The 23147-nt window shown below is 70.1% G+C and carries 25 protein-coding genes and 2 pseudogenes; 16 read left to right on the top strand and 11 right to left on the bottom strand.

Annotated elements, in window-relative coordinates; all coding sequences use genetic code 11:
- Positions 1-4: 4 nt before the first annotated feature.
- Both ABZS61_RS14020 and ABZS61_RS14025 read right to left on the bottom strand, forming a co-directional pair.
- On the bottom strand, positions 5-1201 hold the full coding sequence (locus ABZS61_RS14020) for a globin domain-containing protein (RefSeq protein ID WP_356419225.1): 1197 nt from the start codon (positions 1199-1201) through the stop codon (positions 5-7).
- A gap of 114 nt (positions 1202-1315) precedes the next feature.
- The gene (locus ABZS61_RS14025; RefSeq protein WP_356419228.1) at positions 1316-1768 is read right to left on the bottom strand and encodes an Rrf2 family transcriptional regulator; all 453 of its coding nucleotides are present in this window, start codon (positions 1766-1768) and stop codon (positions 1316-1318) included.
- Positions 1769-1945: 177 nt separating this feature from the next.
- Between ABZS61_RS14025 and ABZS61_RS14030 the strand changes: the two genes are divergently transcribed.
- From ABZS61_RS14030 to ABZS61_RS14045, 4 genes are all read left to right on the top strand, one after another.
- Positions 1946-3352, top strand: a complete 1407-nt coding sequence (locus ABZS61_RS14030; protein ID WP_356419231.1) for a family 2B encapsulin nanocompartment shell protein — start codon at positions 1946-1948, stop codon at positions 3350-3352.
- Positions 3353-3447: 95 nt separating this feature from the next.
- Positions 3448-4491 (top strand): family 2 encapsulin nanocompartment cargo protein polyprenyl transferase, encoded by a 1044-nt coding sequence (locus ABZS61_RS14035; RefSeq protein WP_356419234.1) that lies wholly within the window; start codon positions 3448-3450, stop codon positions 4489-4491.
- A gap of 94 nt (positions 4492-4585) precedes the next feature.
- Entirely contained in the window at positions 4586-5182 is a 597-nt protein-coding gene (locus ABZS61_RS14040; protein ID WP_356419237.1) for a GNAT family N-acetyltransferase, read from the top strand.
- A gap of 78 nt (positions 5183-5260) precedes the next feature.
- The gene (locus ABZS61_RS14045) at positions 5261-5929 is read left to right on the top strand and encodes a DUF6304 family protein (RefSeq protein WP_356419239.1); all 669 of its coding nucleotides are present in this window, start codon (positions 5261-5263) and stop codon (positions 5927-5929) included.
- A 68-nt stretch (positions 5930-5997) separates the two neighbouring features.
- Here the strand turns inward: ABZS61_RS14045 and snpA are convergent, their stop codons facing one another.
- Positions 5998-6678 carry a snapalysin gene (snpA, locus tag ABZS61_RS14050; RefSeq protein WP_356419242.1) on the bottom strand — a complete coding sequence of 227 codons (681 nt, stop codon included), beginning with the start codon at positions 6676-6678 and terminating at the stop codon, positions 5998-6000.
- 256 nt (positions 6679-6934) lie between these two features.
- Here snpA and ABZS61_RS14055 point away from each other — a divergent pair, with 256 nt between their 5' ends.
- The 4 genes and pseudogenes from ABZS61_RS14055 (at position 6935) to ABZS61_RS14070 (ending at position 10208) form a co-directional block, all read left to right on the top strand.
- The gene (locus tag ABZS61_RS14055) at positions 6935-7888 is read left to right on the top strand and encodes a LysR family transcriptional regulator (protein ID WP_356419244.1); all 954 of its coding nucleotides are present in this window, start codon (positions 6935-6937) and stop codon (positions 7886-7888) included.
- 75 nt (positions 7889-7963) lie between these two features.
- Entirely contained in the window at positions 7964-8968 is a 1005-nt protein-coding gene (locus tag ABZS61_RS14060) for an NAD-dependent epimerase/dehydratase family protein (protein ID WP_356419247.1), read from the top strand.
- Between the two features lie 9 nt (positions 8969-8977).
- Positions 8978-9330: pseudogene (locus tag ABZS61_RS14065) on the top strand (DUF952 domain-containing protein).
- Positions 9327-10208, top strand: coding sequence for an NAD(P)H-binding protein (locus tag ABZS61_RS14070; protein ID WP_356419250.1), 882 nt, complete (start codon positions 9327-9329; stop codon positions 10206-10208). Before ABZS61_RS14065 ends, ABZS61_RS14070 begins: the two are co-directional and overlap by 4 nt.
- A gap of 315 nt (positions 10209-10523) precedes the next feature.
- On the opposite strand, the gene sodN is transcribed toward ABZS61_RS14070, so the two are convergent.
- The gene (gene sodN / locus ABZS61_RS14075; RefSeq protein WP_356419252.1) at positions 10524-10919 is read right to left on the bottom strand and encodes a superoxide dismutase, Ni; all 396 of its coding nucleotides are present in this window, start codon (positions 10917-10919) and stop codon (positions 10524-10526) included.
- A gap of 177 nt (positions 10920-11096) precedes the next feature.
- Between sodN and sodX the strand changes: the two genes are divergently transcribed.
- A complete protein-coding gene (sodX, locus tag ABZS61_RS14080) occupies positions 11097-11534 on the top strand; it encodes a nickel-type superoxide dismutase maturation protease (RefSeq protein WP_356419255.1) in 438 nt (145 codons plus the stop codon).
- Here the strand turns inward: sodX and ABZS61_RS14085 are convergent.
- Positions 11438-12067, bottom strand: a complete 630-nt coding sequence (locus tag ABZS61_RS14085; RefSeq protein ID WP_356419258.1) for a CGNR zinc finger domain-containing protein — start codon at positions 12065-12067, stop codon at positions 11438-11440. The genes sodX and ABZS61_RS14085 overlap by 97 nt on opposite strands.
- A gap of 88 nt (positions 12068-12155) precedes the next feature.
- Between ABZS61_RS14085 and ABZS61_RS14090 the strand changes: the two genes are divergently transcribed.
- A complete protein-coding gene (locus ABZS61_RS14090) occupies positions 12156-12917 on the top strand; it encodes a class I SAM-dependent methyltransferase (RefSeq protein ID WP_356419261.1) in 762 nt (253 codons plus the stop codon).
- 82 nt (positions 12918-12999) lie between these two features.
- Here ABZS61_RS14090 and ABZS61_RS14095 read toward each other — a convergent pair whose 3' ends face one another.
- From ABZS61_RS14095 to ABZS61_RS14105, 3 genes are read right to left on the bottom strand one after another with little or no spacing between them, the layout of a single operon-like run.
- Entirely contained in the window at positions 13000-13761 is a 762-nt protein-coding gene (locus ABZS61_RS14095; protein WP_356419264.1) for an amino acid ABC transporter ATP-binding protein, read from the bottom strand.
- The gene (locus ABZS61_RS14100) at positions 13758-14699 is read right to left on the bottom strand and encodes an amino acid ABC transporter permease (RefSeq protein ID WP_356419267.1); all 942 of its coding nucleotides are present in this window, start codon (positions 14697-14699) and stop codon (positions 13758-13760) included. Before ABZS61_RS14100 ends, ABZS61_RS14095 begins: the two co-directional genes overlap by 4 nt.
- A 28-nt stretch (positions 14700-14727) precedes the next feature.
- On the bottom strand, positions 14728-15687 hold the full coding sequence (locus tag ABZS61_RS14105) for an ABC transporter substrate-binding protein (RefSeq protein ID WP_356419270.1): 960 nt from the start codon (positions 15685-15687) through the stop codon (positions 14728-14730).
- A 524-nt stretch (positions 15688-16211) separates the two neighbouring features.
- Here ABZS61_RS14105 and ABZS61_RS14110 point away from each other — a divergent pair.
- The 5 genes and pseudogenes from ABZS61_RS14110 to ABZS61_RS14130 all read left to right on the top strand — a co-directional run bounded on the left by ABZS61_RS14110 (position 16212) and on the right by ABZS61_RS14130 (position 19931).
- Positions 16212-17447: an NADP-dependent malic enzyme gene (locus ABZS61_RS14110; RefSeq protein WP_356419273.1), complete on the top strand. Its 1236-nt coding sequence runs from the start codon at positions 16212-16214 to the stop codon at positions 17445-17447.
- A gap of 155 nt (positions 17448-17602) precedes the next feature.
- Positions 17603-18568 (top strand): zinc-binding dehydrogenase, encoded by a 966-nt coding sequence (locus tag ABZS61_RS14115; RefSeq protein WP_356419276.1) that lies wholly within the window; start codon positions 17603-17605, stop codon positions 18566-18568.
- A pseudogene (locus tag ABZS61_RS14120) lies at positions 18565-19115 on the top strand (GNAT family protein). Before ABZS61_RS14115 ends, ABZS61_RS14120 begins: the two are co-directional and overlap by 4 nt.
- Before the next feature lie 31 nt (positions 19116-19146).
- The gene (locus tag ABZS61_RS14125; RefSeq protein WP_356419279.1) at positions 19147-19356 is read left to right on the top strand and encodes a helix-turn-helix domain-containing protein; all 210 of its coding nucleotides are present in this window, start codon (positions 19147-19149) and stop codon (positions 19354-19356) included.
- Positions 19356-19931: a Clp protease N-terminal domain-containing protein gene (locus tag ABZS61_RS14130; RefSeq protein ID WP_356419282.1), complete on the top strand. Its 576-nt coding sequence runs from the start codon at positions 19356-19358 to the stop codon at positions 19929-19931. Before ABZS61_RS14125 ends, ABZS61_RS14130 begins: the two co-directional genes overlap by 1 nt.
- 151 nt (positions 19932-20082) lie before the next feature.
- Here the strand turns inward: ABZS61_RS14130 and ABZS61_RS14135 are convergent, their stop codons facing one another.
- Complete coding sequence (locus ABZS61_RS14135) at positions 20083-21060, bottom strand: helix-turn-helix transcriptional regulator (protein WP_356419285.1); 978 nt, start codon at positions 21058-21060, stop codon at positions 20083-20085.
- 1 nt (position 21061) lies between these two features.
- Complete coding sequence (locus tag ABZS61_RS14140) at positions 21062-21919, bottom strand: DUF4097 family beta strand repeat-containing protein (protein ID WP_356419288.1); 858 nt, start codon at positions 21917-21919, stop codon at positions 21062-21064.
- A gap of 155 nt (positions 21920-22074) precedes the next feature.
- Here ABZS61_RS14140 and ABZS61_RS14145 point away from each other — a divergent pair, with 155 nt between their 5' ends.
- Positions 22075-22908, top strand: coding sequence for a hypothetical protein (locus ABZS61_RS14145; RefSeq protein ID WP_356419291.1), 834 nt, complete (start codon positions 22075-22077; stop codon positions 22906-22908).
- Here the strand turns inward: ABZS61_RS14145 and ABZS61_RS14150 are convergent, their stop codons facing one another.
- Positions 22909-23091 carry a DUF6104 family protein gene (locus ABZS61_RS14150; protein ID WP_003961784.1) on the bottom strand — a complete coding sequence of 61 codons (183 nt, stop codon included), beginning with the start codon at positions 23089-23091 and terminating at the stop codon, positions 22909-22911.
- Positions 23092-23147 lie beyond the last annotated feature (56 nt).

Consider the following 23147-nt stretch of genomic DNA (forward strand, 5'->3'; position numbering starts at 1 on the left):
GTGGTCAGCCCCGGGCGAGCCAGAGGTCGGGGCCGAACACCTCGTAGTGGATGTCGGCCGCGCGCACATTCCTGGCGAGCAGTTGGGAGCGGACGGCGCGCATGAACGGCAGCGGGCCGCAGAGGTAGGCGCGGGTTCCGGAAGCGATCGGAAGGCTGGTCAGGTCGACCGTACCGGTGCGCTCCCGGGGGTGGCCCGGCTCCGGGTGCTCGTACCAGAAGTGTGCGGTGGCGTCGTGGAGCTTGCCGGTGAGCAGGGCGTGGTCCGTGCGCAGGGCGTGGTCGGCGGCCGAACGGTCGCCGTGCACCACGGTCACTGGGGAGCGGTGGTCCTTCGCCGCCAGGTGTTCCAGCATCGACAGCATGGGGGTGCAGCCGATGCCCGCCGAGGCGAGGAACAGCGGGGCGTCGCTGTCGTCGAGCACCAGATCACCGTACGGGGCCGAGACGCGCAGCCGGTCGCCCTCCCGCACATGGGCGTGCAGGTACTGCGAGACCTCGCCGTCGGGAGTGCCTCGGCCCCGCACCCGCTTGACGGTGAGGGAACGCAGGGCGGAGCCCGGCGCGCAGGAGAGGCTGTACTGGCGTATCTGGTGTGCGCCGTCGGGGAGTCCGACCTGCACGGAGACGTACTGGCCCGGGTTGAAGCCGGGAGCCGGAGCGCCGTCGGAGGGGGTGATCCAGAACGTGGCGACGTCCTGCGTCTCATCGGTCCGTGAGGTCACCGTCCACTCGCGCCACACGTCACCTGCGACAACGCCCTGCTGGGCGTACAGGCGGCTCTCGATGGCGATCAGGGCGTTCGCCATCAGCCAGTAGACCTCGTCCCAGGCGGCGGCGACCTCCGGCGTGACCGCCTCACCGAGTACCTCGGCGATGGCCGCGAAGAGATGGGTGTGCACGACCTCGTACTGCGGGGGTGTGATGCCGAGCGACGCGTGCTTGTTGGCGATGCGGATCAGCATCGCGTCGGGGCGGGTCTCCGGGTGTTCGACCAGATGGGCGGCGAAGGAGGCGATGGAGCCTGCGAGGGCCTGGCGTTGTGTGCCGGACGCCTGGTTGCCGCGGTTGAACAGGTCGCGGAGCAACTCGGGCCGGGCGTCGAACAGCTTCCGGTAGAAGAGGTCCGCGATGTCGCCCATGCCTGCCCCGACGGCGGGCAGGGTGGCACGGACGGTGGCGGTCGACGTCTCGGAGAGCATCGGGTGACTCCTCGGGTGTGGAGTGGGGCAGGACGGACGGGCAGAACGTTGAACTGGTATTTCAGATGCATATTTTGGGGCGACGAAATCGATGGACGATGGACAGGGCTCCGATCAGTCCGGTGCGGGACGGCTGCCGCTGATGCCGATCAGCAGGGGGCCGGTGGGGGAGGCGACGAGATCGGTGACGGCGATGGGGTCGAGCGAGGCGTAGAAGGCCTCTTCCGCCGCCCGGAGGGCGGAGCGCAGCCGGCAGGCGGAGCGTAGGGGGCAGGGAGTGGTGCCCTCGCACTCGACCACCTCGTCGGGCCCTTCCAGCTGGCGCACGAGGGCGCCGACCGATGCGGACCGGCCGGCTCCGGTGAGGGTGAGGCCACCGCCGCGGCCGCGGCGTGCGTCGACGAGGCCGAGGTGCTGGAGTCGGGCGACGACCTTGGCGGCGTGGGTGTACGGCACTTGCATGGTGGCCGCCACCTCCCGGGTGGTCGGCGGGTCCTCGTCCCCCGTCGCGACAGCCAGGCGCATGAGTACGCGCAGTGCCACGTCGGTGAATCTCGTCAGGCGCATGGGCTCAGGATAGATATGTTGCATGCTTGATGCAAATTAACGAGGACGCGCGGCGACGCAGAGTAACGTGCCCCGACGTGAGCCCGATTAGTCACACTCTTTTGTGTAATAGCGCACCCTGTCCCTGTGCTGAAAGGCTTCTTCTCGCAGGTCAGTCCATGATCGAGAGGATGTCGGATGTCCGTTGGTGAAGAGGTTCGCGACACGCAACCGCCGCCGCAGCAGAGTCTCGGCACAGCGGCTGCGCGGAACCTCGCGACAACGACCAAGTCCGCCCCGCAGATGCAGGAGATCACCTCGCGGTGGCTGCTGCGCATGCTGCCGTGGGTGCAGGTGCAGGGCGGGACGTACAGGGTGAACCGCCGGCTCAGCTATTCGGTCGGTGACGGCCGGTTGACCTTCGTCCAGACCGGCGACCGGGTCGCGGTCATCCCCGCCGAGCTCGGCGAACTGCCCGCCCTGCGGGACTTCGGGGACGAAGAGGTGCTGGGTGAGCTGGCGCGCAGGTGCGAGCAGCGTGACGTGGCGGCCGGCGAGGTGCTCGCCGCTTCGGGGGACGCGGCGGACCGCGTCTTCCTGCTGGCCCACGGAAAGGTCGAGAAGGTCGGCACCGGCCCGTACGGCGACGAGACGGTGCTCGGAGTCCTCGCCGACGGCGCCTACTTCGGTGACCAGGCGCTGATCGACGGCGACGCGGCCTGGGAGTACACGGCCCGGGCCGTCACCGCCTGCACGCTGCTGACCCTGCGCCGTTCGGACGTGCTCAACCTCGCGGCCCGCGCCGACTCGCTGCGCGACCACCTCGCCGGACTGCTCTCCATCCCGCACCAGCGCACCAACCGCTACGGCGAGGCGGAGATCGACCTGTCCGCCGGTCATGTGGGGGAGAGCGTCGTCCCGCACACGTTCGTCGACTACGAGTCGGCTCCACGTGAATACGAGCTGAGCGTCGCCCAGACCGTACTGAAGGTCCACAGCAGGGTCGCCGATCTCTACAACCAGCCGATGAACCAGACCGAGCAGCAGCTGCGGCTCACCGTCGAGGCGCTGAGGGAGCGCCAGGAGCACGAACTGATCAACAATCGCGAGTTCGGACTGCTCAACAACTGCGACTACGGGCAGCGGCTCCAGCCCCACGACGGGGCCCCCGGCCCCGACGACATGGACGAGCTGCTGTCGCGCCGACGCGGGTCGAACCTGTTCCTGGCCCACCCGCGGGCCATCGCCGCCTTCGGCCGCGAGTGCAACAAGCGCGGTCTGCTGCCGGAGAGCGTGGAGGTCGGCGGGCACCATGTGCCTGCCTGGCGCGGGGTTCCGATCTTCCCGTGCAACAAGATCCCCGTCACCGAAGCCCGCACGACATCGATCATCTGCATGAGGACCGGTGAAGCGGACCAGGGCGTCGTCGGACTTCAGCAGAGCGGCATCCCGGACGAGATCGAGCCGAGCCTGTCGGTCCGCTTCATGGGCATCGACGAGCAGGCGATCATCTCGTACCTGGTAACGGCTTACTACTCCGCCGCCATTTTGGTGCCGGATGCCCTGGGTGTCCTGGAGAACGTCGAGGTCAGCCGCTGGCGGTGATCCGCCCGGGGCCCGGGGGACGCCCGCCCGGGCCCCGTACGCGCAGGGCCGCGACAGAGGTGCCTCCGGGGCACCCGGAAGGAGTGACCGTGACCATGACGAGTACGGATGCCGCGACGGAAGGGCATGAGGCCGCCGCGCTCCTGGAGCGCACCCGCGGTGTCGTCGACCCGCATCTGCGAGCTGCCGTGGAATCGCTGCCCGGAGGCATACGCCAGGTCGCGATGTACCACTTCGGCTGGCAGAACGCGGACGGAAGCCCGGCTTCGGGACTGGCCGGCAAGGCCATCAGGCCCGCACTGGTCCTGGCCGCCGCACGTGCGCTGGGCGGCGATCCCGACCACGCGGTACGGGCCGCAGTGGCCGTGGAGCTGGCGCACAACTTCACCCTGCTCCACGACGACGTGATCGATGAGGACGCCACCCGCAGGCACCGCCCCACGGCGTGGGCCGTGTTCGGTGTGCCGGACGCCGTCATCACCGGGGACGCCATGCTCGCCCTCGCACAGCGACTGCTGTCCGACGACCCGCACCCGGCGTCCGCACGGGCTTCGGCCCGGCTGTCCACCTGCGTCATCGAACTGTGCGCGGGGCAACAGGCCGACTGCGCCCTGGAGAAGCGCGGCCCCGAGGACGTCACGCTGGACGAGTGCCTCACCATGGCCACGGCCAAGACGGGTGCGCTGCTCGGCTGTGCCTGTGCCGTCGGTGCCCTGTACGCGGGGGCCGGGGAGCGAGCGGTGGGGGCCATGGACGGCTTCGGGAGGGAGGCGGGTCTGGCCTTCCAGCTCATCGACGACCTGATCGGGATCTGGGGGGACACGGACCGTACGGGCAAGCCGGTCGGGGCGGATCTGTCGGCCCACAAGAAGTCCCTGCCGGTGGTGGCCGCTCTCACCTCCGGCACGCCCGCTGCCGCCGAACTGGCCGCGCTCTACCGGGGACCCATGAACACTCCGGACGAGGTGAGCAGGGCAGCCGGCGCCGTGGACCGGGCGGGCGGCAGGGACTGGGCGCAGATGTGCGCAGCGGACCGGATGGCCCGGGCGGTCCACCATCTGTCCCGGGCGGTGCCCGAGCCGGCCGCTGCCGGGGACCTGCTCGCACTGGCCGAGTTCGTCACCCGCAGGACGCACTGAGCCCATGCCTCCGTGACCAGCGCCCCGAATCAACTCTAGGATCCCGAAAGTCGGTTGGGACCATCACATCGGGGACGAAGGGGCGGGGCCGGTCATGGGTGTACGCATACGGCAGGCGGACGAGCGGGACAGGGACCAGGTCGTACGGATCCTGGACGAGGCGTTCCACAACGACCCGGTGAGCAGCTGGGTCTTTCCGGACGAGGAGCACCGGCGCGCGGTGCACGGGAAGTTCCTCGGCGTCTTCGCGGACATCACGCTCGCGGGCGGGCGGATCGACATCCTGGAGGACGGCACGGCCGCGGCCCTCTGGCTCCCGGTGCCGGCGGGGGCGCCCGAGGGGGACGGCGGCACACCCGCGCTCATGAGGGAGACAGCGGATCCCGGCAACGAACGGGCCGAACTGATCGGGAGGCTGACGGGCGCCGTCCATCCGCACGACCGCGCCCACGAGTACCTGTTGATGATCGGTGTCTCGCCGGAGCGCCAGGGGGAGGGGATCGGGGAAGCGCTCATCACCGAGGTGCTGGAGCAGTGCGACCGCGATGGTGTGCCGGCCTATCTGGAGGCGAGCAGCGAGCGCAGCCGGGGTCTCTACGAGCGGCTCGGGTTCACCTTCATGGGGCGGACCGTGGACCTCCCGGACGGGCCCTCCATGTGGCCCATGTGGCGTGAACCGCACCCGGTCTGAACGACGGTCAGGCCGCTGCGCGGGAGAAGGGGAGGGTGCCACCGGGGCGGCGCCGGGCACGGGCTACAGTCCCTGCACATGACAGATGAGTCGTGGGCAGGCTGGTACCGGGACCGTCACGGTTCCGAGCCGGTCATCCTCACCACGGACGGGCAGCAGCTCCGGATCCGCGTCAGGGGTGCCGCATTCGAGGGCGAGAGCTTCGACAGCCTGAGCCCCGTGGCCGCGGTGCCGCCCGAAGGAGGGGCGTTCGACCTGGTGGACGGCTCGCTCAGCGACTGCGTCCTCGAGTGGGACCTGCCGCTCCCGGTCCTCGTCTCCGGCACGGTCCGCCAGGTCACGCTCAGTTGCCTGCTGTCGCTGCGCCGTGCCGAGCCGGATCTGTACCTCGCCCTCCATCTGGACGGTGCGGCGTACGAATCGAACCGGGCCGAGAGCGACTTCGCGTCCGCCCTGGCGACGATCCAGCGCATCCTGCCGCCCGGAATCCGTCTCCAGACGTGCATCGCCTGCGCCTTCTCGGACTACTTCCCCGTACCGGTCCGCGGGCTCTCCGGCGGACTCGCCTGCTTCCGCGGGGCGAAGGACGCCTACCGCGACGCGGCAGGCGGCGGAGATGTCGCCGACCTGTGGGACAGGCGTACGGGACTGGTCCAGGAGATCTGGAGCTGCCCGGAGTTCGAGCCGCGTCCGGCCCAGGGGGCGGGGACCGGGCACCGTGGCGCCTTCCCGCTGGAGCTCGCCTGAGCCCCGGCGTCCGGACATGCGCGTAGGGGCCGCCCCGGAGCGGCCCCTACGGCACTGGTTCGACGGTGTCAGGAAGCGGTACGTGCGAGCGCCGCTGCGAGGCCGTTCCGCCACAGGGTGTTCACCCGCGAGCGCTCGTTCGCGTTCGGGTAGGCGTTCGTGCAGGACGTGCCGGGGCCACCACCGGACATGAGCTCACTGCACGGGCCGGTGTAGTGGTCCGGCAGCCCGAGCACGTGCCCGGTCTCGTGAGCGGTGACACGGGTCGAGTTGTACTGCCGGTTCTGGGCGTAGTCGAGGAAGATGTAGCCGCTGCCGTGCCCGTTGGTGCTCGCGTACGAGCCCCGCGAGTCGTTGCCCTCGTAGTAGCTGAAGTCGGCGTTGGAGCCCGCCTGCAGCTTGACGTTGCTGACCGAGCTGTTCCAGATGCTGGCGCTGCTCGCTATCTGGCTGCGGAAGGTGGGAGCGTTGGCGGCGTTGTAGACGACGGTGACCGCCTGGGCGCCCGGGTTGGCGGCGCGCTTCTCGGCGACCGACTTCATGACGGCGTCGAAGAAGGCCTTGTTCGCTGCGGCGTTCTCACTGGATCCGGCGTACGCGGCGTAGCCGGCCTGGGCGGCCGTCACGGAGGTGGAGGGTGCGACAGGGGACGGAGCCGCGGCGACGGCGGGCGTGGTGCCCAGCGCGGCGGCAAGGGTGAGGCCGAGACCGGCCACTGCCGACATGACGGCTGTCCTGGGGTGTCTCATGCGGGGATCTCCTACCTGTCCGATGAACCCTGTCCGGCGAGCCGGACAGGGAACGGGTGGGGGGTACGGAGAGAGTGTGTTGCGCAGCCGGGCCGCAGCGGATGATGTCAACCAGCGATAACGCCGCCCTATCGCCCCCACAGCACCAGCACAGCAATCGCACATACACAGAGTCCCAACACTCCCTGAATTACCGTTGTTTAGTGGGGTTGAGCCGTCTGGTGCACCGCATACGGACAGCCATACGCTCCTGCCCATGGAGCTCGAGGTGAGACACCTCAAGGCGCTCTGCGCCATCGCCGACACGGGCAGCCTGCACCAAGCGGCCCGGCGACTCGGCGTGAGCCAGCCCTCCTTGACCACCCAGCTGCAGCGGATCGAGAAATCCCTGGGGGCGGAGCTCTTCCGGCGCGAACGGACCGGCTGCCGACCGACCTTGCTCGGACGCGCCGTCCTCAGCAGGGCCCGCCCCCTGGTCGACGGCATGACGGCCCTGGTCGGAGCCGCCCTGGCGGAGGCCGAGGCGGCCCGCGCGGAAGGCCCGCGGCTCCGCATCGGATCCACCGCGAGCCGGGTCATCGGCGGCTGGCTGCGCCGGCTTCGGGTGAGGCTGCCCGAAACGGACATCTCCCTGCGCGTCGACGTCTCCGCCCGGACCCTGCTGCGCACGGTCGCGGCGGGTCGCCTCGACGTCGCGTTCGTGCACGAGGTGGAGGGCTTCCCGCTGGACATTCCGGACGGCCTGGACCGGCGCGTACTTCTCGACCGGGAACCGCAGTTCATCTCCCTGTCCCGCGACCACCCCGCGGCGGGCAGCCCCGTGGTGGACCTCGGCGACCTGGCCGCCGACCGCTGGATGGTCGACCCGTCGGTGGACGGCGAATGGGACGGCGTACGACGGGTGCTCGGCGCCGCCGGCCTCGACCCGCCCGTCCTGCACGGCGACTACCTCACGGCGGCCTCCCTGGTCGTACTCGGCGAAGCGGTCGCTCCCTGCCAGCCCACCTCGGGCCCGCGCGACGACATGGCGATCCGCCCGCTGCGCGGCGACCCGCTCGCGGTGCGGCTCATGCTGGTCTCCCGGACGGGTGCCGACTCGGACGTGGTGTACGGGGAGCTGGAAGCGGCGTACCGCGAAGCGGCCCGGCGGGCGGCGGGCTACCACCAGTGGCTGCTGCGCAACCGCAGCCCGCTCGCGCATACGCTCTGAACCGCGGAGAGTTCCCCGTTCTGCCGACAGCGAGGCACCGTTTCCCGCAGAGGCCACGACGGGCAAGGTCATCCCATGAAGATCCTGATGCTGGGCGGCACCGAATTCGTCGGCCGTGCCGTCACCGACGCGGCGCTCGCCCGCGGCTGGCAGGTCACGGTGTTCCACCGCGGCCGCCACGCGGCACCGCCGGGTGTGCGGGTACTGACCGGCGACCGTACGACCGGCGGTGACGGCCTCGCCACACTGGCCGAAGGCACCTGGGACCTGACCGTCGACACCTGGAGCGGCGCCCCCTCCGCCGTACGGGACGCGGCCCGTCTGCTGGCCGGCCGGACCGGGCACTACACCTATGTCTCCAGCCGTTCCGTCTACGCGTACCCCACCCCGGCCGGGCTGCCCGAGGATGGCCAACTGGTCGCCGGGGCGTCTCCCGACGCGGGCGCGGACGTCCCGTACGCCCTGGCCAAGCGCGGCGGTGAACTGGCGGCGCTCGACGCCTTCGGCGACCGGGCACTGCTGGCCCGGGCCGGCCTCATCCTCGGGCCCGGGGAAAACGTGGGCCGGCTGCCGTGGTGGCTCGAGCGGACGGCCCGCGGCGGCCCTGTCATCGCCCCGGGGCCACGGGACGCCGCTCTCCAGTACATCGACGCCCGCGACCTGGCGAGCTGGATCCTGGACGCCGCGACGACCGGTCTGGGCGGCGCGTACAACACGGTCAGCCGCCCCGGTCACACCACCATGGGGGAGCTGCTCGACACCTGTGTGCGGGTCACCGGCTCGCGAGCCGACCTTCGCTGGACCGACCCGGAGGTGCTCCTCGCCGCAGGGGTCGAACCCTGGAGCGACCTACCGGTCTGGCTGCCCGCCGGAGAGCTCTACGACTCCTTGCACCGGGGTGACGTCGCCAAGGCTTATGCCGCCGGGCTGCGGTGCAGACCCGTGGCCGACACGGTGGCCGACACCTGGGAGTGGATGCGCGGGCGGGGCGGCAAGGCCCCGCAGCGGCCGGACAGGCCCCCGGTCGGCCTCGACGCGCGGACGGAGGCGAAGCTTCTGGCGGCAACCGACAGCCCTTAACGTGGCCCGATGACCGAACAGTTGCTGCACCTCGCCGAAGAGCCCCTGTGGCAAGCGGCCCGCGGGACGGGGACGTACGAGATGTCCACCCGTGGCCGCACCTGCGCGAAGAGGGTTTCATCCACTGCTCACTGCCGCACCAGCTCCCCGGTGTCGCGCGGATGCTGTACGGCTCCGACGACCAGGACCTGGTGGTGCTGGTCATCGACCCGGACCGGCTCCAAGTCCCCGTGCGCTACGAGGCCATGGGGCCCGGCGGCGAGGAGTTCCCGCACATCTACGGCCCGCTCCCGGTGACCGCGGTCGTGGAGGTACGCCCGTGGACCCGAGCCACGGCGCAGAAGGAGGGGGAGGCGCTGTGATCGGCCCTCTCATCGCGGTGACCGGGGCGAGCGGGGCGGTGGGTGGCCGGGTCGCCGAACGGCTCGCCCGTACCGGCGGCCCCGTACGGCTCCTCGGACGCGATCCGGCCCGGCTGCCCAGGCTGCCCGGTGCGGACCTCGCGCCGCCCGCACCGTACGGCGACGGGGAGGCCATGCGCCGCGCGCTGGACGGTGCGCACACCCTGTTCCTCGTCTCCGCCCACGAGAGCCCTGACCGGGTCGGCCAGCACATCACGGCCGTCGACGCGGCCGTGGCCGTAGGGGTCGAGCGCATCGTGTACGTGTCCTTCCTCGCCGCCGCACCTGCCGCGACGTTCACCTTCGGGCGCGACCACTGGCACACCGAGGCGCACATCCGGATGACCGGAGTGCGGTACACCTTCCTGCGTGACAGCTGGTACCTGGCGGCACTCCCCGCGATGACGGGCACCGACGGGATCCTGCGCGGTCCGGCCGGAGAGGGCCGGGTGTCGGCCGTGGCGCACGAGGACATCGCGGACGCCGCGTCAGCCGTCCTGCTGGACGAGGGCGTCGGCCACGACGGCGCGACGTACGACCTCACAGGTCCGGAGGCCTTCACCCTCGCCGAGGCGGCCCAGGAGCTGAGCCGCTGCACCGGCCGAACTGTCCGCTACATCCCCGAGACCAGGGAGGAGGCCTACGCCTCCCGTGCCCACTACGGGGCCGAGGACTGGGAAGTGGCCGGCTGGGTCACCTCGTACGAGGCCATCGCGGCCGGTGAAATGGCCGCGCTCTCGGATGCCGTCCCCACCCTCACGGGCCACCCGGCCAAGAACCTGGCCACCTACCTGCGGGAGAACCCCGACAGCTACCGCCACCTCCTTCCCGGAGCCTGACGGACGGACAGGCAGGCAGGCAGGCAGGCGCAGGCAGGACAGGACAGGACAGAACAGAACAGAACAGGGCTGGCGGACAGGACGGGACGGGTTCCTGCGTACCGCCGAGGAATGAGAGGGGCAGCGGCTCACCGACGGCAGATCCGACGCGTCGTGGACGGCTCCGCACTGCACCCGGGCACGGACCCTCCACCATGGCGCCTGCGCAAGCCGAAGCCCCCGGAAACGCCCGCACCCGGTCCGCAGGACCTCCCGTCGGGAAGCCGCGCGTACCGGGTGCGGACAGATCGGCCCTGCGGATCCGAAGACCGCAGATCAAGCCTTCTTGGTCTCCCAGAAGATCTTGTCGATCTGGGCGATCAGGTCCAGAGCCTTCTGGCCCGTGGCCGGGTCGTTCGAGCCCTTGGCCGCGGAGAGCGCCTTCAGGGTGTCGTTGACCAGCTGGTGCAGCTCCGGGTACTTCTCGAAGTGCGGGGGCTTGAAGTAGTCGCTCCAGAGCACCGAGACGTGGTGCTTCGCGAGCTCGGCGCGCTGTTCCTTGATCAGAACGGAGCGCGTGCGGAAGTCCGCGTCCTCATTGGCCTGGTACTTCTCCTGGACGGCCTTGACGGACTCCGCCTCGATGCGGGCCTGGGCCGGGTCGTACACGCCGCAGGGCAGGTCGCAGTGGGCGCTGACCTTCACCTTGGGGGCAAACAGGCGGGAAAGCATGGAGCTGTCCTTCCTCGTGATCGTCTTCTCAGGTGGGACATTACTCCGTGGGGGGCGGCTTTTTGCGGCTGCCCCCGTGGGCTTAGGTCAAAAGTCCAGGGTGACGATGGGACCAGTGGCCGAATGTACGGAGCGGTGCGCGGCGGTGTACTGGAGGACGGACGGGAGGTGCCACAGATGCCGGAACTGACGCAGGATCCGGGAAACGGGCGGGCGGCGCGGGGCTCGTTCCAGGTGGTGGAGGTGACGGGGCCCTCGATGGTGCCCACCCTCTACCACGGGGACCGGCTGCTCGTGCAGCACGGGGCGCCGGTGCGCCCCGGGGACGTGGTGATCCTGCGTCACCCGTTCCAGCAGGACCTGCTGGTCGTGAAGCGCGCGGCCGAGCGCCGCGGCAAAGGCTGGTGGGTGCTGGGTGACAACTCGTACGCGGGCGGGGACAGCACGGACTACGGAACGGTGCCCGAGGAGCTCGTCCTTGCCCGGGTGCGGGCCCGGTACCGGCCGCTGAAGAAGGATCAGCGGTCCGTGTTCGGTGTGCTGGGCTGGGTGGTGTCCGCGCTGCGGCCCGTCTCCTCGGACCGTTCCGTCTCCAGGCGCTTGCGGGCCCGGTAGGCCGCCACGTTGGCCCGGGTCGCACAGCGGTCGGAGCAGTAGCGCCGCGAACGGTTGGTGGACGTGTCGAGGTAGGCGTTGCGGCACGGCGCTGCCTCGCACAGGCCGAGCCGGTCCACGCCGTGCGAGGTGAGGTGGAAGGCGAGACCCATCGCCGCGATGGCGGCGAAGCCGGCCGTCGCGTTCGACGGATGGTCGGCCAGGTGCATGTGCCAGTCCGGCTTGTCGTCCTCGTCGCGGATGTCGTGGCCGGAGATCTGCGGACTCACCGGGAACTCCAGCAGCAGTGAGTTGAGCAGGTCCACCGCGAGGGTCTCGTCGCCGCCGTCGGCCGACTCGAAGACCGCGCGCAGTCGTGCCCGTACGGACCGGAAGCGGGTCACGTCCGCGTCGGTGGCGCGGCGGGCGGCCTGGGCGTTGGCGCCGAACAGGTCGCGGACGGACTCGACGGTGGTGAGGGAGTCCTTGTTGCGGGCCGGCTCCTCGGTGTTGACCAGACGCACGGCGTAGTCCGAGTAATAGGCCAGTTCCACTTGTAGTCCTTACGGCGTCGGTCTATGGTCGGTGTGTCGGCCAGTGTAATGGGTGGACACGATTATTGGGTATTACGTGGAGGTTCGTGTGACGGAGACGGCGACGGGCACCGACTGGCAGTCCTGGCAGGAGAGCTGGGACCGGCAGCAGGAGTGGTACATGCCGGACCGCGAGGAGCGGTTCCGGGTCATGCTGGACATGGTCGAGGCCGTGGTGGGGCCCGAACCGAGAGTGCTCGACCTGGCGTGCGGTACGGGAAGTATTACGGACCGGCTCCTCAAGCGGTTCCCGAAGGCCACCAGCACCGGTGTCGACCTCGACCCCGCGCTGCTCGCCATCGCCCGCGGCACCTTCGACGGCGACGACCGGGTCACTCTCGTCACGGCCGACCTGAAGGATCCCCGCTGGACCGAGCGGCTCCCGCACACCTCGTACGACGCCGTCCTCACGGCCACGGCCCTGCACTGGCTGCACAGCGAGCCGCTCGCAGCGCTGTACGGACAGGTCGGGCAACTGGTGCGGGACGGGGGTGTGTTCATGAACGCCGACCACATGATCGATACCCGCACCCCCCGGATCAACGCCGCCGAGCGCGCCCACCGGCACGCCGCCATGGACCGCGCCCGGGCCGCCGGAGCGCTCGACTGGGCCGAATGGTGGGCCCTCGCCGCCAAGGACCCGGTCCTCGCGGGACCGACCGCGGAGCGCTTCGCGATCTACGGTGAGCACGCCGACGGCGACATGCCCTCTGTCCAGTGGCACGCCCGCACGCTGCGTGAAGCCGGCTTCGGGGAGGCGCGCGCGGTCTGGTCCTCACCGTCGGACGCCTTGGTGCTCGCGGTGAAGTAGGGCCGGCGGAGCAGGGGCGCAGACATGCGGAAGGGCGGTACGGGCCGAAGCCCGTACCGCCCTTCCTTCGCAGAGCGAGGCTCTACAGAACCTTCGACAGGAACGACTTCGTGCGGTCGTGCTGCGGGTTCGTGAGTACGTCACGAGGGTGGCCCGTCTCGACGACCACGCCGTCGTCCATGAAGACCAGGGCGTCACCGACCTCGCGGGCGAAGCCCATCTCGTGGGTGACGACGATCATCGTCATGCCGTCCTCGGCGAGACCGCGCATCACGTCCAGGACGTCACCGACCAGCTCCGGGTCGAGCGCCGACGTCGGCTCGTCGAAGAGCATCAGTTTCGGTTCCATGGCCAGCGCACGGGCGATGGCCACCCGCTGCTGCTGTCCGCCGGAGAGCTGGGAGGGGTAGTTCTTGGCCTTGTCCGACAGGCCGACCCGGTCCAGGAGCCGTTCGGCGCGTGCCCGCGCGACGGCCCTGGTCTCGCCCTTGACCTGGATCGGCGCTTCCATGACGTTCTCGATGGCCGTCATGTGCGGGAACAGGTTGAAGCGCTGGAAGACCATGCCGATGTCCCGGCGCTTCAGGGCTACGTCGCTGTCCTTGAGCTCGTAGAGCTTGTCGCCCTTCTGGCGGTATCCCACCAGCTCGCCGTCGACGTAGAGACGACCGGCGTTGACCTTCTCCAGGTGGTTGATGCACCGGAGGAAGGTCGACTTGCCGGAACCGGACGGGCCGATCAGGCAGAAGACCTCGCGAGGCGCTACCTCGAGGTCGATGCCCTTGAGGATGTGCGCGGAACCGAAGGACTTGTGTACACCCTCGGCCTTCACCATGGCGGTCATGCGGCGCCTCCCTTCGGGCGGCCCAGCGACAGCATGTTGGCCCTGATTCTCTGGAACGGGGTGTCCGGCAGACTGCGGCTGGAACCGCGTGCGTAGTACCGCTCCAGGTAGTACTGGCCGATGCTGAGCAGCGACGTGAGGATCATGTACCAGGCCGCGGCCAGGAACAGCATCTCCACGGTTGCACCCGAGGTCTGCGAGACGTTCTGGGTGGACCGCAGCAGTTCGGTGTACTGGACGGCGACCGCCAGCGACGAGGTCTTGAGCATGTTGATGACCTCGTTGCCCGTCGGCGGCACGATCACGCGCATCGCCTGCGGTACGACGATCCGGCGAAGCGTCTTGCCGTGGCTCATGCCCAGCGCGTGTGCCGCCTCGGTCTGCCCCTCGTCGACCGACTGGAGGCCGGCCCGGCAGATCTCCGCCATGTACGCGGCCTCGTTGAGACCGAGCCCCAGCAGCGCGCAGAGGAACGGAGTCATGAAGGACGACCACTCGTCCTTGTAGATCGGCCCGAGGTTGATGTACTCGAAGACGATGCCGAGGTTGAACCAGACGAGCAGCTGCACGTAGACGGGGGTGCCGCGGAAGAACCAGATGTAGCCCCACGCGATGGCGGACGTCACCGGATTCTTGGACAGTCGCATCACCGCGAGCACGATGCCGAGCACCACACCGATGATCATCGCCAGGACGGTGATGATGACGGTGTTCTTGACGCCCTCGAGGATCTGGTCGTCGAAGAAGTAGTCCGGGATCGCTTTCCAGTTGATGTCGGCCTGGGCGAACGCGTAGACGAGCGAGGCCAGCAGGCCGAGGGTGACGACCGCCGAGACGTACCGTCCGTAGTGGCGAACCGGAATTGCTGTGATCGCTTCCGGTCCTGCCGACGGGACGGGCGGGGTGTCCGCCGGCTCCGTCTTCTTTATGTCAGTCACAGGTGATGCCTTTCAGCGCCGGTCCCGGTCAGGACCCGCCGTTGGTCTTGGCCTCGGTGACCGCTCCGGCCTCGACACCCCACTTGGCGATGATCTTGCCGTACTCGCCGTTCTTGATGATCGCGTCCAGTGCCGCCTGGATGGCCTTGGTGAGCTCGTCGTTGCCCTTGGCGACGGCGATGCCGTACGGGGCGGCCTCGACCTGCTCGCCGACCAGCTGGAAGTCCTTGCCGCCACCCGAGGTCTTCACCGCGTACGCGGCGACCGGGAAGTCGGAGGACCCGGCGTCGGCGCCACCGCCGCGCAGGCGGGTCTGGGCCTCGAGGTCGTTGTCGAAGGGCTCGATGGTGATCTTGCCCTTGCTGCCGCACTTCTTGTTCTCGGCCTTGGCGAGGTCGTGGGAGACGGTGCCGCGCTGGACGACGATCTTCTTGCCGCAGAGGTCCGACCAGGTCTTGATACCCTTGTCGTCACCCTTCTTGGTGTAGATCGAGACGCCGGCGGTGAAGTAGTCGATGAAGTCGACGCCCTCGCCGACCTTCTTCTTGGTCTCGGAGTCGACACCGTCCTGGCGGTCCTTGGTGTCGGTCATCGCCGACATCGCCAGGTCGTAGCGCTTCGAGCGCAGACCCGTGAGCAGCGTGTCGAAGGTGCCGTTCTCGAAGACGAACTCCACACCGAGCTGCTTGCCGAGCGCGGCGCCGAGGTCGGGGTCGATGCCGACGGTCTTGCCCGACTCGTCCTTGAACTCGACCGGCGGGTACGCGATGTCCGAACCGACCTTGATGACGCCCTTGTCCTTGATCGCCTGCGGGAGGAGATCGGCGAGCGGGGCGCTCTTCGTGGTGGTCTTGTCGGCACTCTTCTTGGTGCCGCTGTCGGTCTGGTCGCCGCAGGCGGTCAGCAGCATGGTGCCGGCGACCGCGATAGCGCAGACCGCAGCAATACGGGACTTTGCGGGCCTACGGCGCATGGTACTTGCGGTCATGGTCGAGATCCTCCGGCAGGTGGGAGAGCTGGCGACGAGGTGGGTTCGCACACACCGTCGCGTGTCGCCATCTTGTGTGATTACGGCATCTTGCCATTCGGACTAGCCCATTCAGGGGACCCGGCATGTCAAAATCGGGTAACGGGCGACCCCCGAACCCCAACGGGCCGGTACTGCAAGGCCGGACCATCTGTTGGAAACCGAGCATTCTTCCGGAGAATCTCCGGTGCGTCTCGACCGGCGGACGACCTTTGTGGCCCTTAGTGGACTTGTCCAGATATTCGACTATGAGTCATGTCACCGAGACGGTATGGACTCGTCCGGGGCCCCGTCCGTCCGGTAAGAAAGACCTTTACACCCCTCATCCGGGGCTCAGGGCGCGTGTGCGGCGCGCCCGCGCGTACGAACCTCCCCAGCCGGAGCGGGCCAACCGCTCAGTGCCGGGCGCGTACGCGGTGCCCGCCCACCCCTCCTCAACCAGGAGTGGCCACCCTCAAACGATGAAGACTTAAGGGGTCAACACAATGGCAGCGGAGATCGTCAATCCTCGCAGCGACAGCAAGACGCACGGTGCGGCCAGTGCGGACGACATCAGCAGTGCGGACGAGCCCTTCGATCCGGCTTTCGCCCTCCACCGCGGCGGGAAGATGGCCGTGCAGGCCACCGTGCCCATCCGCGACAAGGACGACCTGTCCCTCGCGTACACGCCCGGCGTGGCCAAGGTGTGCAGCGCCATCGCCGAGAACCCCGAGCTCGTCCACGACTACACCTGGAAGTCGCAGGTCGTGGCCGTCGTGACGGACGGCACCGCCGTGCTCGGCCTCGGCGACATCGGCCCCGAGGCATCCCTCCCGGTGATGGAGGGCAAGGCGATCCTGTTCAAGCAGTTCGGCGGCGTCGACGCGGTTCCGATCGCGCTCGCGACCACCGACACGGACGAGATCATCGAGACCGTGGTGCGCCTCGCGCCGTCCTTCGGCGGGGTCAACCTGGAGGACATCTCGGCCCCCAGGTGCTTCGAGATCGAGCGCAAGCTCCAGGAGCGCCTGGACATTCCGGTCTTCCACGACGACCAGCACGGCACGGCCGTCGTGACGCTCGCAGCCCTGCGCAACGCCGCGAAGCTCTCGGGGCGGACCCTCGGTGATCTGCGCGGCGTCATCTCCGGCGCCGGTGCGGCCGGAGTGGCGATCGCGAAGTTCCTGCTGGAGGCGGGCATCGGTGACGTTGCCGTCGCCGACCGCAAGGGCATCGTCAGCCGTGACCGCGACGACCTCACGGACGTCAAGCGCGAGCTGGCGGAACTGACGAACAGGGCGGGCCTCTCCGGTCCGCTGGAGACGGCCCTCGCGGGCGCGGACGTCTTCATCGGAGTCTCCGGCGGTACGGTCCCCGAGCCGGCCGTCGCCTCGATGGCGCCCGGCGCGTTCGTCTTCGCCATGGCGAACCCGAACCCCGAGGTCCACCCCGACGTCGCGCACAAGTACGCGGCTGTGGTGGCGACCGGGCGCTCGGACTACCCGAACCAGATCAACAACGTGCTGGCGTTCCCCGGCATCTTCGCCGGCGCGCTCCAGGTCCGGGCCTCCCGGATCACCGAGGGCATGAAGATCGCCGCGGCGAACGCCCTGGCGGACGTCGTCGGCGACGAACTGGCGGCGGACTACGTGATCCCGTCGCCGTTCGACGAGCGGGTCGCTCCGGCGGTCACGGCCGCGGTGGCCGCGGCCGCGCGGGCCGAGGGTGTGGCACGCCGCTGATGCGGTGAGGCGGGGGCGGGTGGAGGAACGGGTCCGCTGCGCGGGTCTGTTCCCCCACCCGCCCCTGCTACCCCGACCGCCCCTGTTCCTGTTGGGGCGAGCGTCACACCATCGAGCAGTTACGTCACGGCGCGTCACCGCCTATCGTCGGGCCCATGTTCGCCGCCTACGCCGCACGCATCGACCGGGACCAGCCCCTCAACGGACTTGAGCTGGGCGAACGCCCCGCTCCCGAGGCGCGACCCGGCTGGACCACCGTCTCCGTGAGGGCCGCCTCCCTCAACCACCACGACCTCTGGTCCCTGCGGGGCGTCGGCCTCGCCGAGGACAAACTGCCCATGATCCTCGGCTGCGACGCAGCCGGGATCGACCAGGACGGCAACGAGGTCGTCCTGCACTCGGTGATCGGCCAGACCGGACACGGTGTCGGTCCCCGGGAGCCCCGCTCCATCCTCACCGAGCGCTACCAGGGGACGTTCGCCGAGCAGGTCACGGTCCCGAGCTGGAACGTGCTGCCCAAGCCGAAGGAACTCACCTTCGAGCAGGCCGCCTGCCTGCCGACCGCGTGGCTCACCGCGTACCGGATGCTGTTCACCAACGCGGGCGTACGGCCCGGCGACTCCGTCCTCGTCCAAGGGGCCGGTGGTGGTGTCGCCACTGCGGCGATCGTCCTCGGCAAGGCCGCCGGGCTCAGGGTGTACGCCACGAGCCGTGACGAAGCCAGGCGCAAGCGGGCCGTCGAGCTGGGTGCGACCGAGGCGTACGAGCCCGGCGCACGGCTGCCGCAGCGCGTCGACGCCGTCATCGAGACCGTGGGCGCCGCGACCTGGTCCCACTCGGTGAAGTCCCTCCGCCCCGGCGGCACCCTTGTCATCTCGGGTGCGACCAGCGGAGACCGTCCCGCGCACGCGGAGCTGACCCGGATCTTCTTCCTGGAGCTCAAGGTGGTCGGTTCGACGATGGGTTCCAAGGACGAGCTGGAGGATCTGCTGTCGTTCTGCGCGGCCACCGGCGTACGTCCCGTCATCGATGAGGTCCTTCCGCTGGACCGGGCCCGTGAGGGCTTCGAGCGACTCGCTGCCGGAGATCAGTTCGGAAAGATCGTGCTGACCGCCACATGACCACCGGGAGTGCGCCGGGCGCCGGCCAGAGGTTGTCGCTGCGCCTCTGGCGGCCGTACGACGCCCCGGCCGTCCTCCGTGCTTTCGCCCCGGCGGAGATGTCGCGTCAGTCCGGCCGGTCACGTCCCCGGCCGAGGCTCTGGACTGGATCGCCGACCGGGAGGAGGAGCGAGCGGCCGGTACCGGATACGCGTGGGCCGTCGTCCGGGAGAACGTGGAGAACGTGGTGCTCGGGTCCGTCGCCGTGACCGCGGTGAACCACGTCCACGACACCGGCTGGGTCTCCTACTGGACGGTCGAGGGGGCGCGTGGCGGGGGTGTTGCCGCCGCGGGCCTACGGGCGCTCGCCCGCTGGGCCTTCGACGATCTGGGGCTCCACCGGCTGGAACTCGGACACCGTACGAACAACCCGGCCTCCTGCAGGGTGGCCGAGCGGGCCGGCTTCGCGGTGGAGGGCCTCGAACGGGGGAAGCTGCGCTACGGCGACGTCCGGTACGACGTGGAGCGTCACGCTCGGCTTGCCACCGATCCTGTCAATTTTGGTTGACACTCCTCGGTTGTCAATGTAGGTTGACATCATGACCGAAGCAACGGATCTCGCCGCACGTGCCGGTGATCACGACCCGCGCGTGGGGTTGCGGGCCGTCGCCGCGCTGCGGCGGCTGCTCGAACAACTCGAAGCCGTGCAAGTGAGAAGCGCCCGCGCCCAGGGCTGGTCGTGGCAGGAAGTCGCTGCCGAACTGGGTGTCAGCCGGCAGGCCGTGCACAAGAAGTACGGGAGGCATTGATGTTCGAGCGATTCACCAAGGGTGCCCGGGCCACGGTGACCGGCGCCGTGGTTCATGCCGAGCGGACCGGCTCGGACTCGGTCACCGAGGAGCATCTGCTGCTCTCGCTGCTGGATCGGACCGGCAGTCGGGCGGCCTTCGCCGTGGCCTCCCTCGGTCTCGTCGACCGACGCTCCTCCCTGGAGTCGGCTCTTGCCGAGGCCAGGCGCCTCGGAGGCCTGACCAAGGCGGATACGGAGGCGCTGGCCGGTCTCGGTATCGACGTCACCGAGATCGTGGCCAGGGTCGAGGGGGCCCATGGCGAGGGAGCCCTGGAGGGCGACCGCAGGAGCCGCCGGTGGTGGTCGGCGCAGCGCCCGTTCACCGGGGGCGCGAAGGGCATCCTGGAGAAGTCCCTGCGCATCGCCCTCGGGCGTGGCGACAAATTCATCGGCGAGGAGCACGTCCTGCTGGCACTGACGGCCTGCCCCGGAGTGGTCGCCGACGTGCTCACGGAACACGGCGCCACGTACGCCACGGTGGAGCGGGCGCTGTACGGGGAGGACGAGGGGGAAGGCCGGGCCAAGGCGGGCTGACACCCACCGGGCCTCCCCCGGCCCGCCGGGTGACGGGCCGAAGGGGCCCGCCGGGCCGAGGGGCCGAAGGGGCCGAAGGGGCCGAAGAGGGCCCGCCGGGCCGAGGGGCCGACCGGACGCGGTCGGTCGGCCCCTCGGCCCGGACCCCCGGTCAGCCCTTCTTGGTGTTCTCGGCCTTGCCGTCGGCGGTGCCCCGGAGCAGTGTGCCGATGTGTGCCGCAGCCGCCGCGAGGTGGCGGCGGGCCTCGGTCAGCTGGTCCTCGGTCACCCCTTGGTCCCGTGCCGCGTCCCGGATGTCGTCGCGGAAGCGGTCCAGCAGACGGTCCAGGTCACGGGACGGGTCGCCCGTGGCCGTCGTGTCGGCGGCCCACTCGATGTCTGGGGCGGCGGGGTCGGGCCTCGTGTACGAGGGCCGGCTGCCGGTCTTGGCGAAGTTGCCGAGCTGGCCGGTGATCTCTGCCAGGCCTTCCCGTACGCCCGTGGGCCAGTCGCCCCGAGCGAAATGCTCCTGCACCTGGCGTGCGGCGTTCTGCATCTGCTCGCGCGCCTTCTCGTGGGCCTCCCGCGCCTGCCGACGGGCCTGATCGGCGTCCTCGCGGGCGCGGCGGGACTCGTCCTTCGCCTTGCGGGCCTGTTCCTTCCACTCCTGCTTCGCCTTGCGGAGCTCTTCCTTCGCCGTGCGCCACGTCTCGCTGTCCCCGAAGTCGGAGTCCCAGCCGCTCCGGGCACCGCCCGTCGCCTGCCGTGACTCGGACGCCGCCGCCCGCATCTCGCTGCGCACCTTGCCCGCCGCGCCGCGTACGTCGTCGCGGATCTCCGCGGCCAGCTCGGAGACCGATTCACGGATCTCCAGCTCCAGGTCGGCCAGCTCGCCACCGCGGCCCGCCAGTTCGGCGCGCCCGGCGTCGGTGATCGAGTAGACCTTGCGGCCGCCTTCGGTGGCATGAGTGACCAGGCCTTCGGCCTCCAGCTTCGCCAGGCGCGGGTACACGGTGCCGGCCGACGGTGCGTACAGCCCCTGGAAGCGTTCCTCCAGCAGACGGATCACCTCGTAGCCGTGCCGTGGAGCCTCGTCCAGGAGCTTCAGGAGGTACAGGCGCAGGCGGCCGTGGGCGAATACGGGGGGCATGTCAGAGCACCTTTCCGGTCGGCTCGGCGTCGTACGGGTCGTCCTCGGCCGGCGGGCGGCGCAGCAGGGCGATCGAGCCGGAGACGGTCGTCGCCTTCAGCTTCCCCGTCCCGGCGCCGAGCGTGCCGGTGATCTTCTTCGCTCCCCACTGGCCGCCGACCCGCAGGTCCTCGAAGGCGTTGGAGACCGCGCCGCTCGCGGTGTTGGCCTCGACCTTCGCGTCCGCCGGGTGCGGCAGCCGGATGGCGATCTCGCCGGAGACGGTGGTCAGCCTGATGTCCGTGGGCTTCGGGGACGTATCGACATCCAGGACCATGTGGCCGCTGACCGATTCCGCCCGTACGGACGTCCCGGCGCCCTCGACGACCGTCAGGTCTCCCGATACGGACTGGAAGCGGAGGTCGCCGGTGACGGCCTGGGCCTCCAGGCTGCCGGAGACGGTCTCCGCGCGGACCATGCCTGAGAGGCCCACCAGGGTCGTGTCACCGGTGACACCCCGCAGCTCCGTGCGGCCCCGGATCCCGGAGACGACCGCTCCGGCGCCGACCACGCCGACCTCCACCGCCGAGCCCGAGGGCACGGCGAGCGAGACGACGGCGTGACGCCGCGGGGTCTTCCGGTCGAGCCAGCTGAGGAACCCCTTCCACGGCAGATCCTCGTAGGTCACGGTCAGGGTTCCGTCCCGTTGGGTCACGATCAGCGGGGGCCCCTCGATGCCGGAGACCTCCAGGCGCGCGGTGGCCTCCTCGGTGCCGACGACATTGACCGCCCCGTTGACGATGCGCACACTCAGCGCCGCCACGGGGGCGTCGAACGTGAGCTTCTGGGGCTCGGCGACGGACCACGTCGACTCAGGCATGGATCGGACCTCCCGGAGAGCATGTCGTGACGCAACATATCGCGTCTCTTGGGAACACGATATATCGCGGATTGTGGAAGTCAAGGGGTTACCGACGGATCGAGAAAGCGAACAAATAGAGTCAAATCCGGGTGAATTGCCCTAGCGTAGAGGCCATGACCGCGACATCCGTGGGCGCCCTTCTGCTGTGCCGGGCCGACCTCGAGACCGTACGGCCCCTTGCGCATCTCCTGCGCGAGCCGATGCTGCTCACCCCGGCCGGCGACGGGTGGAGCGCCGTCGTTCCCGAAGGGAAGCCGTGGCGCAGTGAGGGCGGTGAGCCGGTCGACCGGGTCCTCGGCGGCTGGGCCACCGCGCTCGCGGTGGGTTCGGCCTGGCCGGTGCTCGCCCTGTGGTGGGACGGCGACCGCTCCGGCTACACCCTCGCCTCGGGCTTCCGCCGCCCGGTCGGCTACATCTGGCTGGCCGACGGCACCCCGGCGGGCGAGGACGAGGCCATGCGGACGTTCGCGGCACGGCTGGGCCTCGATCCGGTCCTGGACGTCCAGGACCTGGAAGCGCTGACCCGCCCGGACCCGGAGGCGGACGCCGACGCCCGGCTGCGCGGACTTCTCTCCGTCCTCACCCGCACCGGCCTCTCCCTCCCGGCCGGCCTCGCCCCCGGCGAACCGGCCGACCGGCTGCGCGGCGTGGCCGGGGCGCACCCGCAAGCGGAACAGATCGAGTGGGCCGGCTGGCGCGATGCCGTACGGGTGGAGCTCGACGCGGTCGAGAGCGGGAGCCTCGGGCCGTGGGTGCTCGGCCCCCGGGCCCGCGCGGCGGCCGCGGCGCAGGTCGCGGTAGGAGTGCCGCTCACCCTCTGGGGTGCCCGCCGACGTAGCGGGGGCTGGGTCGCGGCGGGTCTGATCCTGCTGGTGCAGGGCGCCCTGGGGCTCGCCTACAACCGGTTCAGACGCGAAGCGGAGCCCGCGGGAACGCCCCGGCGGTGACTACTCGTCCTCGTCCTCGTCGTCCAGCCGGGCCAGCCAGGTCGCCAGGCGCTCGACGGGAACCTCGAAGTCGGGGTTGAGGTCGACGAACGTGCGCAGCTGCTCGGCGAGCCACTCGAAGGTGACTTCCTCCTCGCCGCGCCGCTTCTCAAGTTCCTCGATGCCACGGTCCGTGAAGTACATGCGACCAGAATAACGAGGCCGAAAAGCCGTGGTGCCCGGCCCCGCGATGATCTCGC

The sequence above is a fragment of the Streptomyces sp. NPDC005566 genome, assembly GCF_040605575.1.
Taxonomy (GTDB): Bacteria; Actinomycetota; Actinomycetes; order Streptomycetales; family Streptomycetaceae; genus Streptomyces.

Bases quoted from the DNA above. Each gene is read 5' to 3' on its own strand.
- ABZS61_RS14020 (WP_356419225.1), bottom strand. From the start codon at position 1,201: ATGCTCTCCGAGACGTCGACCGCCACCGTCCGTGCCACCCTGCCCGCC.
- ABZS61_RS14025 (WP_356419228.1), bottom strand. From the start codon at position 1,768: ATGCGCCTGACGAGATTCACCGACGTGGCACTGCGCGTACTCATGCGC.
- ABZS61_RS14030 (WP_356419231.1), top strand. From the start codon at position 1,946: ATGTCCGTTGGTGAAGAGGTTCGCGACACGCAACCGCCGCCGCAGCAG.
- ABZS61_RS14035 (WP_356419234.1), top strand. From the start codon at position 3,448: ATGACGAGTACGGATGCCGCGACGGAAGGGCATGAGGCCGCCGCGCTC.
- ABZS61_RS14040 (WP_356419237.1), top strand. From the start codon at position 4,586: ATGGGTGTACGCATACGGCAGGCGGACGAGCGGGACAGGGACCAGGTC.
- ABZS61_RS14045 (WP_356419239.1), top strand. From the start codon at position 5,261: ATGACAGATGAGTCGTGGGCAGGCTGGTACCGGGACCGTCACGGTTCC.
- snpA (WP_356419242.1), bottom strand. From the start codon at position 6,678: ATGAGACACCCCAGGACAGCCGTCATGTCGGCAGTGGCCGGTCTCGGC.
- ABZS61_RS14055 (WP_356419244.1), top strand. From the start codon at position 6,935: ATGGAGCTCGAGGTGAGACACCTCAAGGCGCTCTGCGCCATCGCCGAC.
- ABZS61_RS14060 (WP_356419247.1), top strand. From the start codon at position 7,964: ATGAAGATCCTGATGCTGGGCGGCACCGAATTCGTCGGCCGTGCCGTC.
- sodN (WP_356419252.1), bottom strand. From the start codon at position 10,919: ATGCTTTCCCGCCTGTTTGCCCCCAAGGTGAAGGTCAGCGCCCACTGC.
- sodX (WP_356419255.1), top strand. From the start codon at position 11,097: ATGCCGGAACTGACGCAGGATCCGGGAAACGGGCGGGCGGCGCGGGGC.
- ABZS61_RS14095 (WP_356419264.1), bottom strand. From the start codon at position 13,761: ATGACCGCCATGGTGAAGGCCGAGGGTGTACACAAGTCCTTCGGTTCC.
- ABZS61_RS14105 (WP_356419270.1), bottom strand. From the start codon at position 15,687: ATGACCGCAAGTACCATGCGCCGTAGGCCCGCAAAGTCCCGTATTGCT.
- ABZS61_RS14110 (WP_356419273.1), top strand. From the start codon at position 16,212: ATGGCAGCGGAGATCGTCAATCCTCGCAGCGACAGCAAGACGCACGGT.
- ABZS61_RS14115 (WP_356419276.1), top strand. From the start codon at position 17,603: ATGTTCGCCGCCTACGCCGCACGCATCGACCGGGACCAGCCCCTCAAC.
- ABZS61_RS14125 (WP_356419279.1), top strand. From the start codon at position 19,147: ATGACCGAAGCAACGGATCTCGCCGCACGTGCCGGTGATCACGACCCG.
- ABZS61_RS14130 (WP_356419282.1), top strand. From the start codon at position 19,356: ATGTTCGAGCGATTCACCAAGGGTGCCCGGGCCACGGTGACCGGCGCC.
- ABZS61_RS14135 (WP_356419285.1), bottom strand. From the start codon at position 21,060: ATGCCCCCCGTATTCGCCCACGGCCGCCTGCGCCTGTACCTCCTGAAG.
- ABZS61_RS14140 (WP_356419288.1), bottom strand. From the start codon at position 21,919: ATGCCTGAGTCGACGTGGTCCGTCGCCGAGCCCCAGAAGCTCACGTTC.
- ABZS61_RS14145 (WP_356419291.1), top strand. From the start codon at position 22,075: ATGACCGCGACATCCGTGGGCGCCCTTCTGCTGTGCCGGGCCGACCTC.
- ABZS61_RS14150 (WP_003961784.1), bottom strand. From the start codon at position 23,091: ATGTACTTCACGGACCGTGGCATCGAGGAACTTGAGAAGCGGCGCGGC.